This window comes from Solwaraspora sp. WMMA2065 (genome assembly GCF_030345075.1).
GTDB lineage: Bacteria > Actinomycetota > Actinomycetes > Mycobacteriales > Micromonosporaceae > Micromonospora_E.
In genome coordinates, this window is the sequence record NZ_CP128361.1 from 1,065,682 (window position 1) to 1,082,013 (window position 16,332).

Consider the following 16,332-nt stretch of genomic DNA (forward strand, 5'->3'; position numbering starts at 1 on the left):
TTGCCGACTGTACACACGACGAAATGTGTGCACGTGCACACACACGCCCGTATCTGCAGCGAGGACATCTCGATGACACTGCCCCGTGACCGGTCGGCCGCATCACTGCTGCCGTCGATCCGCGGCATCGCGCTGGGCTGTGACTACAACCCGGAGCAGTGGCCGTCGGCGGTGTGGCGCGAGGACGTCGCGCTGATGCGACAGGCCGGCGTCGACCTGGTGGCGATCAACATCTTCGGTTGGTCGAGCATCGAGCCCCGGCCGGGCGAGTACGACTTCGCCGCCCTCGACGAGGTGATCGGCCTGCTGCACGACGCCGGCATCCGGCTCAACCTCGGCACCGGCACCGCCTCCCCGCCGCCCTGGCTGACCACCCGCCACCCCGAGGTGCTGCCGCGGGCCGCCGACGGCACCACCCGCTTCCCCGGCGGGCGACAGGCGTGGTGCCCCAGCTCGCCGGTGTACCGCGGGCACGCCCTGGCGCTGGCCGAGCAGGTCGCCCGACGCTACGGCGGGCACCCCGCCCTGGCGCTGTGGCACGTGTCCAACGAACTCGGCTGCCACAACGCGTTGTGCTACGACGAGCCCAGCGCGGTCGCGTTCCGGCACTGGCTGCGGCAGCGCTACGGCAGCCTCGACGCACTTAACGACGCCTGGGGCACGGCCTTTTGGAGTCAGCGCTACGGCGACTGGGACGAGGTGGATCCACCCCGGGCGAACCTGTCGGTGGCCAACCCGGCACAGCTACTGGACTTCCACCGGTTCAGCTCCGCGCAGTTGCTGGAGCACTACCGCGCCGAGGCGGCGGTACTGCGCCGGTACAGCGCCGCGCCGATCACCACGAATCTCATGGTAACCGCCCATATCAGGAATCTAGACTACTGGTCCTGGGCTCCTGACCTGGACATCGTAGCCAACGACCACTATCTGGACCACCGGCTCGGCGACCCGGTCGCGGAACTATCCTTCGCCGCCGACCTCACCCGTGGGCTGGCCGGGGGAGCGCCGTGGATGCTGATGGAGCAGGCGACCGGCGCGGTCAACTGGCAGCCCTGGAACCTCGCCAAGGAGCCGGGCCAGATGATCCGCAACTCGCTCACCCACGTCGCCCGGGGCGCCGACTCGATCTGCTTCTTCCAGTGGCGTGCCTCCGCCGCGGGCGCCGAGAAGTACCACTCGGCGATGCTGCCGCACGCCGGCACCGACACCACCACCTGGCGGGAGGTGCTGCGACTGTCGGAGGTGCTCGACCGGGTCGGCGAGGTCGCCGGCACCCGGGTGCACTCCGACGTGGCCCTGCTGTTCAGCTGGGAGTCCTGGTGGTCCGCCGACGGTACGGCCCGCCCGTCGACCGAGATTCGCTACCTCGACCAGGTGCACGCCGCGTACACCGGGCTGCGGGAGCTCGGCGTTACCTGCGACGTCGCCGCGCCGGACGCCGACCTCGCCGGGTACCGGCTGGTCGTCGTGCCGTGTCTGCACCTGGTGACCGACGAGCAGGCCACCGCGCTCGCCCGGTACGTCGACGCCGGCGGCCACCTGCTGGTGACCTTCTACAGCGGCATCGTCGACGAACACGACCGGATCCGCCTCGGCGGCTACCCCGGTGCCTTCCGGGATCTGCTCGGTGTGGTCGGCGAGGAGTTCGTCCCGCTGCTGCCCGGGGTCGACGTCACTTTGGACAACGGCGCCCGCGCCCGGTGGTGGACCGAGCGGCTGCGGACCACCACCGCCACGACCGTCGCCTGCTACGCCGACGGCCCGCTGCCCGGCACCCCGGCGGTCACCCGCAACGACTACGGCGCCGGCATCGCCTGGTACCTGGCGACCGCGCTGGCCCCCGACGGGCTGCGTGACGTGCTGCGTGCCGCCGTCGACGGGGCCGGGGTGGTCCCGCATGGTCCGGAGAACGACGGCTCGGTCGAGGTGGTCCGGCGCGTCGGCGGCAACCGCAGCTACCTGTTCGTCGTCAACCACGGCCGTCGGGAGATCCGCCACGCCGCCAGTGGCTACGAACTCGTCACCGGCACCCCGGTCGACGGGCGGTTGCGAGTCGGCCCCGGCGAGGTCCGGGTGGTCAGAGAGGAGTCGGCCCGGTGAGCAGATCCCGTCCGGTGCGGGCGACGGCGACCGGCCGTCGCCGGGCACCCGTGCCGCACAAGAGCGCCATCGCGATCTTCGTGGTGCCGTTCGGGACGCTCTTCGCGCTCTTCTACGCCGTCCCCATCGGCTACGCCATGGTCCAGTCGCTGTACGTCGTGGAACGCACCGGCACCTTCGGCCCGGCCCGGGAGGTCTTCGGCGGGCTCGCCCAGTACCAGCGGGTGTTCGCCGACGGCTCGTTCTGGTCGTCGATCGGCCGGGTGCTGCTGTTCGGCGTGGTCCAGGTGCCGGTGATGCTCGGCGTCGCTCTGCTGCTGGCCCTGCTGCTCGACTCCGGTCTGGTCCGCGGTCGACGCTTCTTCCGGCTCGCCTTCTTCGTGCCGTATGCGGTACCCGGCGTCGTCGCGGCGATCATGTGGGGCTTCCTGTACTCGCCCAACCTGTCGCCGTTCGCCGCGGTGACCGGTCGGGTGGACCTGCTCGGCGCGGACCTGGTGCTGTGGTCCATCGCCAACGTCGTCACCTGGGTCTACGTCGGCTACAACATGTTGATCATCTACTCGTCGCTGCTGGCGATCCCGCCGGAGATCTACGAGGCGGCCCGGCTCGACGGCGCCGGTCCGGCCCGGATCGCCTGGTCGATCAAGATCCCGATGGTGCTGCCGGCGATCGTGCTGACCACCGTCTTCTCCATCATCGGCACCCTGCAGCTGCTGGCCGAACCGCAGGTGTTCCGAACCTTCAGCTCAGCGGTGTCCAGCACCTACACCCCGAACCTGACCGTCTACTCCACCTCCTCCATCCCCAACTTCAACCTGGCCGCGGCCTTCTCGGTGGTGCTCGCCTTGGCGACCTTCGCGCTGTCGTTCACGTTCCTGAAATTCACCCAGCGCCGGGACGCGCGATGAGCGCCCTGGCCAGGACCACCGCCGGCCGCACCCCCGGCGGTACGCCGTCGCGGGAGTCGCTGCTGTCGCGGTCCGCCGCGACCCTGGTGATGCTGGTCTGCACCGCGTACTTCCTGGTGCCGATCTGGTGGCTGGTGGTCGCCTCGGCGAAACCCGAGGGGCGGTTCACCCAGGGTGCGCCCCTGTGGTTCGACGACTTCTCGCTGGTCGACAACGTCGCCGAGGTGCTGACCTACCGCGACGGGGTGTTTCCCCGCTGGATCCTCAACAGCCTCGCCTACACCGGCGGCGCCGCCCTGATCGGTACCCTGCTCGCCGCGATGTGCGGGTACGCCCTGGCCAAGTACCGGTTTCCTGGCCGGGAGACGCTGTTCAACGTGGTGCTCGGCGGGGTGCTGGTGCCGGCGACCGCGCTCGCCCTGCCACTGTTTCTGATCTTCAGCCGGTTCGAGGCGACCAACACCTTCTGGTCGGTGTTCCTGCCCAGCCTGGTCAACCCGTTCGGGGTCTACCTGGCCCGGATCTACGCCGCCGCGAGCGTGCCCGACGAGTTGCTGGAAGCGGCCCGCCTCGACGGCGCCGGCGAGGTACGGACCTTTTTCACCGTCGCCACCCGGCTGATGCTGCCCGCCCTGGTCACCATCTTCCTGTTCCACTTCGTCGCGGTCTGGAACAACTTCCTGCTGCCGCTGATCATGCTCGGCGACGAGCGGCTGTTCCCGGTCACCCTCGGCCTCTACACCTGGAACACCCAGGTCAACCAGCTGCCCGAACTGCGGGGCCTGGTGCTCGTCGGCGCGCTGCTGTCGATCGTGCCGCTGGTCGCGGCGTTCTTGCTGCTCCAACGCTTCTGGCGGACCGGCCTCGGGGCCGGCTCGGTCAAGTGAACCCCGCCTTCCGCCGTACCCGTCCACCCACCGATAACGAGAGAAGGATTTCGATGAGACTCCCCGCCTCGACGGTCGGCGTACTGCTCGCCGGCACGCTCGCGCTGACCGCCTGCTCCTCCGGCGATTCCGGTGACTCCGGTTCCGGTTCCGGCGCCGCCACCGACTGCAGCCCGGCCGAGGGCCCGGTCACCCTCGACTTCACCTCCTGGATCCCCGGCATCGAGCAGGTGGTCGAGGTCTGGAACGAGCAGAACCCCGACATCCAGGTGAACGTGCAGACCGGGCCGAACGGCAACGGCGGCACCTACCAGAACTTCTTCAACCAGCTGCGCGCCGGCAACGCACCGGACCTGGGCCAGATCGAGTACGACGCGTTGCCCAGCTTCCGGGTGCAGGACGGCCTGGTCGACCTCGGCGCCTGCGATATCGTGCTCGACGCCCAGGACCAGTTCGTCGACTGGACCTGGGGGCAGGTCAGCTTCGGCGAGGTGGGCTCGGCGTACGCCGTACCGCAGGACGCCGGACCGATGGCCCTGTTCTACCGGGCGGACCTATTCGAGGCCAACGGCATCGAGGTGCCGACCACCTGGGCCGAGTACGCGGCCGCCGCCGAGACGGTCCGCGCCGCCGGCGGCTACATCACCAACTTCTCGTCCAGCGACATCAACCAGTTCGCCGGGCTGGCCTGGCAGGCCGGCGGCCGGTGGTTCGCCAACGACGGCGACCAGTGGACGGTGGACCTGACCGACCCGCAGACCACCCAGGTCGCCGAGTACTGGCAGGACCTGATCGACCGCGACCTCGTCTCGACTGTGCCGCCGTGGACCACCGAGTGGGACAACGCCTACAACAGCGGCTCCGCCTGGACCTGGGTGTCGGCCGTGTGGGGCGCCAACTCGATCAGCTCCGGCGCGCCGGACACCGCCGGCAAGTGGGCGGTCGCGCCGATGCCGCAGTGGAACGCCGGCGACCAGGTCGCCGGCAACTGGGGTGGTTCCTCCACCGCCGTGTTCCGGGGCAGCGAGCACGTCTACGAGGCCGCTCAGTTCGCCCTCTGGCTGAACACCTCCGAGGAGGCGTTGACCCTGCTCAACGCCGAAGCGAACCTCTACCCGGCGACCACTGCCGGCACCCAGCTGCCGGCGCTGCGCGAGGGCGTGGAGTTCTACGGTGGCCAGCCGATCTACGAGGTCTTCGCCGAGGCGTCGGAGCAGGTCGCGGAGGGCTTCGTCTGGGGTCCGACGATGACCCAGACCTACGCCGACGCCTCCGACGGCTTCAAGGCGGCGGTTTCCGGTCAGGGCAGCCTGCTGGACGCGCTGACCGCCGCGCAAACCTCTACCGTGGATACCCTGAAGTCGCAGTCCATCCCGGTAGCGGAGTGACCATTTGATCGCGTACCTGCGGGCCGCGGGCGCCAGCCTCGTGCTGGACGCCCGTGGCCCGTACCCACCGGTCGTCCTGCACTGGGGCGGCGACCTCGGCGACCTCACCGAGGCCGAGTTGACCGACCTGGCCGACGCGGCGGTCCCACCGGTGCCGCCCAGTGCGGTCGACCAGCCGCTGCGACTCACCCTGCTGCCCACCCCGGGCCAGGGCTGGACCGGCCGGCCCGGCATCGCCGGACACTGGGCCGGCCGGCCCGTTGACGACCTGCGGTTGCACACCGTCGGCCGGACCGGTCCCCGTGACCTGGTAATCGAGTGCGGCTGCGCCGCCGGCGGGCTGCGGGTCAGCACCGACGTCTCGCTCAGCGAGCAGGGCGTCCTACGGCTCCGCCACCAGGTGCGCAACATCGCCGAGGTCGACCTGCACCTGGCCGCGGCGGACGTCGTACTGCCGGTGCCGGAGCGGGCCGAGGAGGTGCTCGACTTCACCGGGCTCTGGGCCAACGAGCGGCGTCCGCAGCGCAGCCGACTGCGCGACGGTACGTGGACGCGGTCCACCCGCCACGGCCGGCCCGGCCACGACGACCCGTACCTGATGGTCGCCGGCACCGCCGGGTTCGGGTTCCGGCACGGCCAGGTGTGGGCGGTGCACCTGGCGTGGAGCGGCGACAAGCAGCTGTACGCCGAACGCCAGGCCACCGGGCAGAGCCTGCTCGGCGCCGGTGAACTGCTCGCCCCCGGCGAGCTGATCCTGCCGCCCGACGGCACGTACACCACCCCGTGGACGGTCGCCGCGTTCTCCGCCGACGGCCTCGACGGTCTCTCCGCGCGGCTGCACGGCTGGATCCGGGCCCGCCGCCCGCTGCCCGGGCCCCGGCCGGTGGTGCTCAACACCTGGGAGGCGGTCTACTTCGACCACGATCTCGACCGGCTGACCCGGCTGGTCGACGCCGCCGCGCAGGTCGGCGTCGAACGTTTCGTCCTCGACGACGGCTGGTTCACCGGCCGGGTCGACGACCGGCGGGCGCTCGGCGACTGGTCCGTCGACCCGCGGCGCTGGCCGGCCGGTCTGGGGCCACTGATCGACCGGGTCCGCGCCCGGCGGATGGACTTCGGGCTGTGGGTGGAACCGGAGATGGTCAGCCCCGACTCCGACCTGGCCCGTGCCCACCCCGACTGGCTGCTCGGGCCGACGCACGCGCCGACCTGGCGGCACCAGCGGGTGCTCGACCTGGACAACCCGGACGCCTACCGGTATCTGCGGGAGCGGCTCGGCGCGCTGCTCGAGGCGTACCCGATCGCCTACCTGAAGTGGGACCACAACCGGGACCTGCTCGCCGCGACCGGCGCGCACCGGCAGACCACGGCGCTGTACCGGCTCCTGGCCGACCTGCGGGTGGCCCACCCCGACCTGGAGATCGAAAGCTGCGCCTCCGGCGGAGGCCGCATCGACCTGGGCATCGGTGAACTGGTCGACCGGTTCTGGACCTCCGACACCAACGACCCGCTCGACCGGCAGCGGATCCTGCGTTGGACCAGTGTGCTGATGCCGCTGGAGTACCTCGGCGGGCATTTGGGCGCCGGCACCGCGCACGTCACCGGCCGGGCCACCGACCTGAGTTTCCGACTGGCCACCGCGCTGTTCGGGCACGCCGGCATCGAATGGGACCTGACCACCGCGACCGACGCCGAACGCGCCGACGTCGCCGAGTGGGTCGCCGCGTACCGGCGGCTGCGGCCGTTGCTGCACACCGGGACGCTGGTCCGCACCGACAGCCCGGATCCGGCCCGGCAGCTGTATGGGGTCGTCGCCGCCGACCGGCGTACCGGCGTGTACGCCCTGGTGGCGCTCGACGCGGCGCGGTCCGCGCTACCGGTGCCGCTGCGGCTGCCCGGTCTCGACCCGCAGCGCCGCTACCGGGTGAGCCCACTGCGGATCGGCCCGGTGCCGGCGACGCTGCAGGTGCGGCCGCCGGCCTGGCTTCAGCGGGGCGAGGCGACCCTGCCCGGCCGGGTGCTGGCCGAGGTCGGACTGCCCGCACCGCTGCTGCACCCGCAACAGGCGGCGCTGTTCACCGCCGAGGCGGTCGGCTGAGCGCACGCCTGAAGATCGTTCCTCAGCCGGGTCGCCGGCGCGTCACCGGCCGCCCACCGTGCCCCGTGCCGCGTTGACGGCCGGGTGACGCGGTGTCGGCGAAGGTCAGGTCCACCGCACGCCGTTCAGGGGGACCACATGATCAGGACGATGCTCCGGGTCCGCGCCCGCAGCGGATTCGAGACGGTTGTGGAGTCAGCGTGGCAGGCCGTCGCCGACGACATCGGTGCGGCGCCCGGCAACCGACTGCGACAGCTGCTCGTCGACGCCACCGATTCGCGTACCTTCGTCGTGGTCACCGAGTGGGCCGACGACGACGCGTTGCGCGACCACCTCGACGGGCCCGTCGCCCGGCAGTGGGCCGACGCCGTAGCGGCCGCCTGCGAACCGCCGACCGCCGGCAGCTACCGGGTGATGCGCGGTCGGGCCGGCACCGACACCCGGATCTACGTCGACGTGCCGATCACCGTTCCCACCGACCGGATCGACGAGTTCCACCGTGGGCACGCCGAGGTCGTCAGTCGACTTTCCGGAGTGGACGGATATATGCGTGAGGAGCTGCTACGCGAACCCGGCACCCCGGTGCACCACATCTTCGCCGAGTGGAGCAGCCCGGAGCAGTTCCGCCGGTGGATCTCCGACCCCGACCACGAGCGGGCCGAAGCCGGCCCGATCGCCGAGTTCCTCGTCGGGATCCGCCCCCGGATCTTCCACCCCGCCGACCACCCCGCCGACCAACCGGCCGATCCGCCCGCCGATCCGCCAGCGGCAGCGGCCGACACCACCGACGTACTGATCGTCGGCGCCGGCCCGACCGGGCTCACCGCCGCGATCGAACTCGCCCGCCGCGGCGTCGACTGCCAGGTGATCGACAAACTCACCAGCCCGCCCGACCAGGCGGACAAGGCGATCGGGGTGCACTGCCGCACCATGGAGATCTGGGAGGACCAGGGCGTCGTCCGGGACGCGATGAACGCTGGCATCTGGCTGACCGGCCAAGCGGTCTTCGTCAACGGTCACCAGGTGTACCGGGGCAGCTGGGAGCTGCCGGAGCTGCCGTACGCACACCTGGGTCTGCCCCAGTACGAGACCGAACGGATCCTCACCGACCGGCTCGCCACACTCGGCGTACGGCCCCGGCGCGGCGCCGAACTGGTCGACTTCACCAGCGACGACGACGGAGTCACCGCCAACCTCGCCCACGCCGACGGCGGCACCGAGACGGTCCGCGCCAAGTTCCTCGTCGGCGCCGACGGCGCGCACAGCCGGGTACGCCAACTGCTCGGCCTCACCTTCACCGGCGGGCTGGGCCGCTTCCCGCAACTGTTCATGCTCGGCGACGTCGACGTCGACTGGGACATGCCCGCCGGCCACCTGCTGCGGTTCATCCACGAAACCGACGGCCAGCTGGACAACATGCTGGTCTGCGTACCGCTGCGGGGTGAATCCCGCTACCGGATCGCGACCATGGCGCCGCCGCGCTACTTCGCCGCCACCCGTGGCGAGAACGCCCCGCCCGGGTTCAGCGCCGAACTCGGCGAACCGACCCTCGCCGACGTGCAGGCAGTGCTGGACCAGCTCGCCCCGGCCGCAACGACCGCGGCCAACCTGCGTTGGTCGTCGATCTTCCGGATCAGTCACGGCATCGTCGACCGCTACCGCGACGGACGGGTCTTCGTCGCAGGCGACGCCGCACACCTGCATCCGCCAGCCGGCGGTCAGGGCATGAACACCGGCATCCAGGACGCCTGGAATCTGGCCTGGAAGCTGGCATTGGCGGTCCGTGGTGTCGCCGCGCCCGGCCTGCTGGACAGCTACCAGATCGAGCGCCGGCCACAGGGGGAAGAGGTCGTCGGGCGGGCGGTGCGGCTGGCCTTCACTGACGAGTTGGAACGCGAGGACCTCGAAAGGCAGTTCCTGCAGGAGATGTCGATGCTGGTCAGCTACGCCGACAGTCCACTCGTCGGCGAGTCGCTGGCCACCGTGGACGCGCTGCGGGCCGGCCCGGCCCCGGGGGAGCGCGCTCCCGACGTGTCCGGCCTACGTCGACGCGGAGTCGGACATTCGATGCGGCTGCACGAGCTGACCCGGGGGACCCGGCACACTCTGCTGCTCTACGCCGACCGGACGGCGGACGAGGCCACTCTGGCCGCCATCGACAAGCTCAGCGCCGACCTGCCGGATCGGACGTACGGCGAAGTCGAGGTCTACCTGCTGCTCAGCCCGGACACGCCAGCCCTGCCAGCGGACCATCCGCCGGTGCTCCACGACGCCGCCGGTGAGTTCCGGGCCGGGTACGGCACCGCCGGTGCCGCCGCTTACCTGATCCGGCCGGACGGGTACGTCGGCTTCCGCAGCCACCCGATCGACGTCGATGCACTACGCCACCACCTGTACCTGGTGTTCAACGGCGGTGTCCGGTGACCGCCGCTCCCCAGAACCAGACAGACCAAGTGAACCGGACAAACCAGATGAGCCGGACAGGCCAGATGAATCGGGCGGACCTGGTGCCGGGTCCCGTCCGCGCCGTGCTGTCGATGCGGACCCGCCCCGGGTGCGAGCGGCGGTTCGAGACCGAGTGGCAGGCCATCGCCGATCAGATCCGCACCCTCGACGGCTGCCTGCGCCAGGACCTGGTCCGCGACGCCGACGATCCCCGCAGCTACCTGATCATCACCGACTGGGCGGACCGGGAACGCCTCGACGCGTTCGGCCGCAGCGCGCAGCGCGACCGGCTGCTGCGGGTGATCCGGGAGCTGCGCGAATCCGCGCAGCGGCACACCTACCAGGTGCTGCACAGCGTGCCGAGCGAACGAGAGGAGCACCGATGACCGCCGATCCGCGACCGGCCGAGCCGGTCGGATCCGCTGAGCAGGCCGTCCCGGCGGCGGAGTTCTACACCGACGGGTACGCCGCCGACCCGTACCCCACCTACGCCCGGATGCGTGCGCAGTGCCCGGTCCGGTTGGTCGCCTCACCCCGGTTCGACTCCTATCTGATCACCCGCTACGACGACGCGCGGGCAGCGTTGACCGATCCGCGGCTGTCCAAGGACCTGTACGGCCCGGAAGGCCACTACCTGCGGTTCTTCGGGCCGAACTCGGAGGGCCTGAACAAGAACATGCTCAACTCGGATCCGCCGGAACACAGCCGGCTGCGCCGGCTGGTGTCGCAGGCGTTCGCGCCCCGGCGTATCGAGGCCCTGCGGCCCCGGATCGGCCAGGTCGTCGACGACCTGCTCGACAAGTTCGCACCGAGGGGCGAGGCGGACCTGATGCACGAGTTCGCCGTACCGCTGCCGATGGTGGTGATCTGCGAGCTGCTCGGCGTGCCGACACCCGACCACGAACAGGTGCTCGGCTGGACCCAGGTGATCCGGACCTCCGGGTCGGCCAGCCGGCCGCCCGACCAGGAGCGGGCAGCGGTGCAGCAGGTGCAGGCGCAGCTGCACGACTACCTGACCGGACTGGTCCGGGCCAAACGCGCGACGCCGGCCGACGACATGCTCACCGCCCTGATCGATGCCTGTGACCACGATGGGGCGCTCACCGAACGGGAGCTGGTCTCCACCGCGTTCCTGCTGCTGTTCGCCGGTCACCAGACCACCGCCGACTTCATCGGCAACGCCATGCTGGCCCTGTTGACCAACCCCGGACAGTACGAGCTGCTGCTGGCCCGGCCCGAGCTGCTGCCAGCGGCCGTCGAGGAGCTGCTGCGCTTCGACGGCCCGCTGCCGATCGCCAGCCCCCGGGTGGCTACCGAGGACGTCGAGTACGACGGTGTCCGCATCCCGCGCGGGGCGGCGGTCGGGGTGGTGCTCAACTCGGCCAACCGCGACCCGGACCACTTCACCGACCCCGACCGCCTCGACGTGACCAGCGAACGTGGACCCCACCTGGGCTTCGGCCACGGGGTGCACTACTGCCTGGGTGTTTCGCTGGCCCGTATCGAGGCCCGGACCGGCATCGGCGGGCTGTTGCGCCGGCTGCCGGACCTGCGGCTGGCCGTACCCGCCGCCGAACTGCGCCGACTCCCGGCGGCCTCGCCGTTTCGCGGGCTGCTCGAGCTGCCGGTCCGGTTCACCGCCACCGGCTGACGTACCACCGGTCACCGGGCGAACCGACCCGGCCGATCCACCACCGACCACCGGGCGAACCGACCCGGCCGATCCCCACCGTTCTGCGAGGAGTTGTCATGGTCTTCCGCAACGTGATCGTCTGCCGCATGGTGCCGGGCAGCGAGGACAAGATCGCCAAGACTTTCGGCCACTACGACAGGGCCACCCGGCCGCAGGACTTCGGCGTCATCGGGCGCATCCTGCTGTCCCACCACGACCTCTACATTCACATCGTCGAACGCAACGAGGACCCGGCGATCTCCGGGCAGACCCGGGGCCTGCCCGCGTTCAAGGAGATCGCCGAGGCGATCGGCCCGTACGTCACCCCGTACCCGCGCAACTGGCAGAACCCGTCGCACTCGGTGGCCAAGGAGTTCTACCGCTGGACCGCGGAAGGGACCGGCCCGGCGGAAGGGACCGGCCCGGACCCGGCCGGCCGGCATCTGACCGTGATCGTCGGGCGGATCAAGCCCGGCGCGGAGGACAACGTCGCCCGGATCTTCACCGAATCCGACGCCGGCACGCTGCCGGTCGAGATGAGCGTGACCGCGCGCTGGCTCTACTCGATCGACGACGTCTACGTGCACCTGCTGGAACGCTCGGTCCCGCACACCGCCGACGACGCGCGGATCCACGACAAGCCGAAGTTCGGCAAGATCATGGAGGAGCTGAGCCCGTACATCAGCCCGTACAACCAGGACGCCTGGCGTGGCCCGGTGGACGCGGTCGCCAAGGAGTACTACCGCTGGCGGGCCGAGGACTGACTCCGACGGCGCCGCCTCCCGGTCAGCACCGGCCGGCTATCGGGAGGCGGCGACCAGTCGCCGGGCCTCGGTGACCAGCCGGCTGGACCCGCCCCGGGCGGCGACGTCGGCGAGCCCGGGCACGTCGAGGCGCACGCCGGTCGCCGCCGCTGTCTGCGCAGCCAGCGCCAGCAGGTCCGGCAGCCCGCGCGGCGCAGGCTGGACGGTCAGCAGCGCCGGCAGCGCGGCGGCGAGAATCCGCCAGGTGGTCAGCGGCGCACCGGCCGCCGCCGCGTCCCGCAACGGCTGGACGACCCGGGACAGCGTGATCATCTTGTCGGCGGTGAGCGAGCCGAGGTGACCACCGACGGCCAGGGCGTCGAGCCCGCCGGCGGCCGCGAGCAGCAGCAGCGCGTCGACGGCCGCCACCCGGTCGGCCTCGTGCCGGGCGGCCAGCCCGTACGCCACCGCCAGGTCGAGCGCCGGCGTGGTCTCGCCGGTGCACTCGGCGAGCATCGGCAGCAGCGCGGCGCCGCCCGGCTCGTCGAGGTCCGCGCTGCCGGCGACCAACGGCAGGACGTACGCGGCGACCAGCCCTCGGTAGCCGGGCAGCTGCGCCGGCCAGTGCCGCTCGTCGGCGATCGACGCGATGTCAACCGCTCGGGCCGGGACGCTGAGCAGACCGTGCTGGTCGGTCACCCCGGGCGGTACCGAGGCTTCGACGACCCGACGCTGCGTCGGCAACCGGTCGTGCCAGTAGTCGTAGCTGCCCTGCCGGCGCCGACGGACGGCCGTCACCACCCGGTAGTGCGGCCGGGGCAGCCCGCCGCAGCGCAGCCAGTCGGCCAGGGCCTGCCCGGCCGGGGTGCCCAACGCCGTCGCCTTCGCCGCCAGCGGCTCGTCGACGACGGACGGCAACCGCAGCAGCGCCTGGGTGAGGTCCGCCGGCCACGGCTGGCGCTCACCGAGGCGGGCCAGCCGGTCGTACAGCTCCTCCGCCGCCACCGCCCCGGTGGCCAGCGACGGTGCGGCGACGAGGCCCACGGCCCCGAGACTGGCGAGCTCGGCCGTCTCGGGACCGGTGAACTCCGCCGCCCCGGGACCGGCGACGGCCCGGCCGATCTCCGCGACCCGGGTGCGCAGCAGTCGGCGCAGCACCGCCTGCTGCGGGTCGGCGGGCCGCTGACCGGAGGTCTGCCGCTGGCCCCAGGTGGACAGCAGCACCTGCCAGCTCCGTGGCGGGGTCCGATCCTCGCTGCCGGCGAGGATCCGCAGCACGCCGCCGAGGCCACCGAGCCGCTCCTCGGGCCGCGAGGACCAGGCCAGCACACCGGCCCGGTCGAGCACCGGGGTCAGCGCCGCCACCGTGGCGGTCCGATCGGCGGCGGTCGACCGGATCAGGCCGTCGAGGATCCGTTCCAGGCCCAGTGCGTCGGTCGAGGACCCGCCGAACAGCGCGGCGATCTCCTCGGCCAACTCGTCCGGGTGGGTGATCGGCGGCGGCGCCGGGGCCGGCGGTGGCACCGGGGGCAGGACGTCGCCGACGTGGCGCACCTCGGCGGGCGCCGCCATCCGGTGGCCGTGTTTCGCGGCCAGCGCGGCCGCCCGGTCGGCGACGTCGACCGCCGGGTGCTCGGCGGCGACGGCCAGCACCGCAGCGATCCGCGCCGCTTGGGCGCGGTCCCGGCGGGCCAGCTGATCGAGCCAGCTCAGCTGGGCCCGTACCAGGGTTTTCTCCGGTCGGCCCAGGACGGCCGGCGCCGTGTCGAGCAGCGTGTCGAGGTCGATGTCCGGCAGCTTGCGCAGCGTCCGTTGGGCCAGTGCGGCAGCCGTCGACAGGCCGTCGGCGAGCAGCCGCAGGTACGTGGGGAGTCGGTCGCGTACCTCGTCGCCGGTCGGCGCCAGTGCGTCGTGCAGGCCGAGGAAGACGCGCAGCGCGGCCGGGCGCTCACCGCGCAGCATGCGGCTGAGCGTGCCGTCCAGCAGCATCGTGCGGTCCAGCCGCCGTTCGGCGGCCAGCTGCGCCAACGCCAGTGGCATCCCCGACCGGCCGTCCGGCTGCTGGTCGGTCCAGGCCCACTGGCCGCCGACCCCGTCGACGTCGAACATTCGGGGGGCCAGCGCGTCCAGGAACGGGTGCCGGCGCATCCGGTCGACCAGCGCGACGCTCCACTCGTGGTCGCGGGGTCGGCTGGCCGTCACCGCCCAGCCGAGGACGAACAGGTCGTCGGTCGGCGGCGCGGCCTGTTCGGCGGTCAGCAGCTCGGCGATGAACCACCAGTTTTCACCGGGTGACTCACGGTCGATCCGCCCGACGAGGCGGTACGCCAGGTCGGCCAGCCAGGTGACACCCCGGCGTCTGGCCACGTCGATCACCGGTGCCGCGGGTGTCGCCAGCAGCGAGAGGTTGCGGCGCCCCAGCACCTCGGCTGCCTGGGCAGCCGTCGGCAGGCAGCCGACCGCCGCGACGGCCAACGCAGTGGCCCGCCAGCGGGACCACCACTCGTCGCGGTGCCGGCGCACGTACGCCGTCAGCTCGATGCCGAGCTGGCGGCGCTGTTCCTCGTCGAGCCCGGAGACGGTGTCCACGGCGGCGGTGATGTCGCCGTTGACGAGACGGTGGACCGTGTCGCTCGCCTCGGTCACGCCGTCACCCCCACCGGGGCGGTGACCATCGCGGCGGCGAGGGCGTGCCGGCACGGCCCCCGCCCGCCCCGGTGCCGCGCCCACCAGGTGCAGGTGCAGGTGCGGGTGCCGTCGGGCAGCTGCCGCACCCGGTAGACCTGGTCACCGGCGCGTACCGTCGCCCCGTCCGGGTCCGGGGTCACCGCACCGGCCTCGACCAGCGCCCGGGCCGCGGTCAGCCGGGGATTGTCCCGCTCGGCGCGGCCCGGATCGTAGGGCAGCACCCGGTGGAAGTAGCCGGCCCGCGCGACGTCGTAGCCGACCCGACCGGCGGTGCCGAGCAGCGTCAGCGCCGCGCGCACCCGGGCGGCGGCCAGGCCGGACGCCTCGGCCAGCGCGTCGACGTCGACGCTCGGATCCCAGTCGAGCAGTCCGCCGATCAGCTCGGCGTCGTCGGCGACCTCGTCGCCGGCCAGGGCGGGCAGGACGCCGCCCTCGCCGGAGAAGCCCCGGGCCGGCTCCGGTGACAGGGCCAGCGACAGGCTCATCCCGGCCAGGTCCAGCTCCCACACGCTGGCCACCGGTGCCGCGCCGGCGGCCACCGGCGGCCCGTACACCCGCAGCGCCGACGCGTGCCGCAGCAGGCCCCGCAGCGCGGCGAGCCGACCCGCGCCGGACAGGCACACCGCGCCCGGCGCGGCGCGCGACGTCAGGCGCAGCGCCCGGCCGGCCGGCACCGCCCACAGCACCGACCGGTCGCCGGCACCGGGCAGCCGGCGCAGCAACGTCGCCGCCTCGGCGGCCGGGATCTGCGCCCGCAGGTCCATTCCCGCCGCGGTCACCTGCACCTCGGCGAAGCCGCGCAGCCAGCGGCGGGGCAGCGGCACCTTCCGTTCGACGACCGAGGAGTCCATCGTCGACACCGTCAGGTCGTCCGGGCCGACCGCCAGATGCAACGGGTCCAGGCCGCCGACCCGGGCCAGCGCGTCGCGCAGCGGCGGGTTGACGTCCACGTTGGTGGTGCCGTGCGCGACGATGTCGCCGTCCAGCCCGTCCGGGGTGACGTCGAGTCGGGCGTACACGCCGCAGCAGCCGGAGAAGGACTCGAACCGCAACCGGTCCCGGCCGCCGGTGACCACCGGGTCGAGGCTGGCCGGGACGACGGGTCGGTGGTAGCGGGTGCGGGCGACCTCGGCGACGGCCAGCAGCCCGGCGGCGGCCGCCACCGGGCGGGTGAGGAACCCGGTGAAGAACCGGGGGTTGGCGGCCGGGCCGCCGCTGGTCTGCAGGGTCAGCGCCCGGCCGGCCAGGGCGGACGGGTTCAGGTACCGGTAGGTCGCGACGGTGTTCACGGTGGCGCACGCTACCCGCCCCGACCGACATCGCCGGTGTCGCCGTAGGTAGCGCCGGCCGCCCGGCCGTCGGGACGCGGTGCGGACACACGGCGGCGGCCGGTGGCGCAG

11 protein-coding genes are annotated in these 16,332 nt (G+C 72.5%); 9 read left to right on the forward strand and 2 right to left on the reverse strand.

Going from position 1 to position 16,332, the window contains the following annotated elements; all coding sequences use genetic code 11:
- Window positions 1–72: 72 nt before the first annotated feature.
- The 9 genes from O7610_RS04940 (at window position 73) to O7610_RS04980 (ending at window position 12,265) form a co-directional block, all read left to right on the forward strand.
- A complete protein-coding gene (locus O7610_RS04940; RefSeq protein ID WP_281554558.1) occupies window positions 73–2,100 on the forward strand; it encodes a beta-galactosidase in 2,028 nt (675 codons plus the stop codon).
- Window positions 2,097–3,011: a carbohydrate ABC transporter permease gene (locus tag O7610_RS04945; protein ID WP_281554559.1), complete on the forward strand. Its 915-nt coding sequence runs from the start codon at window positions 2,097–2,099 to the stop codon at window positions 3,009–3,011. Before O7610_RS04940 ends, O7610_RS04945 begins: the two co-directional genes overlap by 4 nt.
- Window positions 3,008–3,898 (forward strand): carbohydrate ABC transporter permease, encoded by an 891-nt coding sequence (locus tag O7610_RS04950; protein ID WP_502959078.1) that lies wholly within the window; start codon window positions 3,008–3,010, stop codon window positions 3,896–3,898. Before O7610_RS04945 ends, O7610_RS04950 begins: the two co-directional genes overlap by 4 nt.
- Before the next feature lie 53 nt (window positions 3,899–3,951).
- Entirely contained in the window at window positions 3,952–5,286 is a 1,335-nt protein-coding gene (locus O7610_RS04955) for an ABC transporter substrate-binding protein (RefSeq protein WP_281554560.1), read from the forward strand.
- 4 nt (window positions 5,287–5,290) lie between these two features.
- Complete coding sequence (locus tag O7610_RS04960) at window positions 5,291–7,384, forward strand: alpha-galactosidase (protein ID WP_281554561.1); 2,094 nt, start codon at window positions 5,291–5,293, stop codon at window positions 7,382–7,384.
- 138 nt (window positions 7,385–7,522) lie between these two features.
- Window positions 7,523–9,808, forward strand: coding sequence for an FAD-dependent monooxygenase (locus tag O7610_RS04965; RefSeq protein WP_281554562.1), 2,286 nt, complete (start codon window positions 7,523–7,525; stop codon window positions 9,806–9,808).
- Window positions 9,809–9,873: 65 nt separating this feature from the next.
- On the forward strand, window positions 9,874–10,215 hold the full coding sequence (locus O7610_RS04970; protein WP_289212733.1) for a putative quinol monooxygenase: 342 nt from the start codon (window positions 9,874–9,876) through the stop codon (window positions 10,213–10,215).
- Complete coding sequence (locus tag O7610_RS04975; RefSeq protein ID WP_281554564.1) at window positions 10,212–11,480, forward strand: cytochrome P450 family protein; 1,269 nt, start codon at window positions 10,212–10,214, stop codon at window positions 11,478–11,480. The genes O7610_RS04970 and O7610_RS04975 overlap by 4 nt, the downstream gene beginning before the upstream one ends.
- Window positions 11,481–11,578: 98 nt before the next feature.
- Window positions 11,579–12,265 (forward strand): TcmI family type II polyketide cyclase, encoded by a 687-nt coding sequence (locus O7610_RS04980; RefSeq protein ID WP_281554565.1) that lies wholly within the window; start codon window positions 11,579–11,581, stop codon window positions 12,263–12,265.
- Between the two features lie 36 nt (window positions 12,266–12,301).
- On the opposite strand, the gene O7610_RS04985 is transcribed toward O7610_RS04980, so the two are convergent.
- Together O7610_RS04985 and O7610_RS04990 are read right to left on the reverse strand one after the other, a co-directional pair.
- Window positions 12,302–14,890 (reverse strand): DUF6493 family protein, encoded by a 2,589-nt coding sequence (locus tag O7610_RS04985; protein ID WP_289212734.1) that lies wholly within the window; start codon window positions 14,888–14,890, stop codon window positions 12,302–12,304.
- Window positions 14,887–16,221, reverse strand: coding sequence for an SWIM zinc finger family protein (locus O7610_RS04990; RefSeq protein WP_281554567.1), 1,335 nt, complete (start codon window positions 16,219–16,221; stop codon window positions 14,887–14,889). Before O7610_RS04990 ends, O7610_RS04985 begins: the two co-directional genes overlap by 4 nt.
- Window positions 16,222–16,332: the final 111 nt, after the last annotated feature.

Excerpts from the sequence above, each read along its gene's own strand:
- O7610_RS04970 (WP_289212733.1), top strand. The coding sequence starts at position 9,874 with ATGAATCGGGCGGACCTGGTGCCGGGTCCCGTCCGCGCCGTGCTGTCG.
- O7610_RS04980 (WP_281554565.1), top strand. The coding sequence starts at position 11,579 with ATGGTCTTCCGCAACGTGATCGTCTGCCGCATGGTGCCGGGCAGCGAG.
- O7610_RS04950 (WP_502959078.1), top strand. The coding sequence starts at position 3,008 with ATGAGCGCCCTGGCCAGGACCACCGCCGGCCGCACCCCCGGCGGTACG.
- O7610_RS04975 (WP_281554564.1), top strand. The coding sequence starts at position 10,212 with ATGACCGCCGATCCGCGACCGGCCGAGCCGGTCGGATCCGCTGAGCAG.
- O7610_RS04965 (WP_281554562.1), top strand. The coding sequence starts at position 7,523 with ATGATCAGGACGATGCTCCGGGTCCGCGCCCGCAGCGGATTCGAGACG.
- O7610_RS04955 (WP_281554560.1), top strand. The coding sequence starts at position 3,952 with ATGAGACTCCCCGCCTCGACGGTCGGCGTACTGCTCGCCGGCACGCTC.
- O7610_RS04940 (WP_281554558.1), top strand. The coding sequence starts at position 73 with ATGACACTGCCCCGTGACCGGTCGGCCGCATCACTGCTGCCGTCGATC.